This is a genomic window from Allobosea sp. P4_C6 (assembly GCF_056402015.1).
Map to the genome: position 1 here is coordinate 1 of NZ_JBFUIF010000341.1, position 532 is coordinate 532.

The 532-nt window shown below is 60.8% G+C and carries 1 protein-coding gene; it reads left to right on the forward strand.

The window, feature by feature from the left end; genetic code table 11:
- Positions 1-496, forward strand: a 496-nt coding sequence (locus AC1DVA_RS29020; protein WP_476808223.1) for a sensor histidine kinase, incomplete at its 5' end; no start/stop codon positions are given.
- Positions 497-532: the final 36 nt, after the last annotated feature.

Here is a 532-nt window from a genome sequence, read left to right on the forward strand (position 1 = left end):
GGTCCGTGCCTTGTTCAGGCAGACGGACCAAGCGCGAAACCTCTGCCCGCTCGACGCTATTCTTCATGAGGCTCGGGATCTGATGATGGAAGTAGCGGCCCGGCGTCGCATGCGTATCGACGTCGAGGTCGAGGCTGGTCTTCCGTCGCTGGAGCTGGATCGCATCCAGATCCAGCAGGTCCTGGTCAACCTGATCCGCAACGGCCTCGAAGCGATGGAGCCTGCTCGGCGCGGGGTTCTGCGCGTCCGAACATTGCGCGCCGTCGATTTCGTCAGGACCGAAGTCCGGGACACCGGCATGGGTCTTGGTGCGCCCGATAAGGTCTTCGAAGCCTTCTTCTCAACGAAACCCAATGGGATGGGCATGGGGTTGGCGATATCGCGAACAATCATCGAGACCCATGGTGGGCGACTGTGGGCAGAGAACAACGAGGACGGCGGGGCGGCATTCATCTTCACCCTGCCTGTCGAAGCGAAAGCCAATCATGACCGTTGACGACGCCATCKTGTTCATCGTCGACGACGACGATGC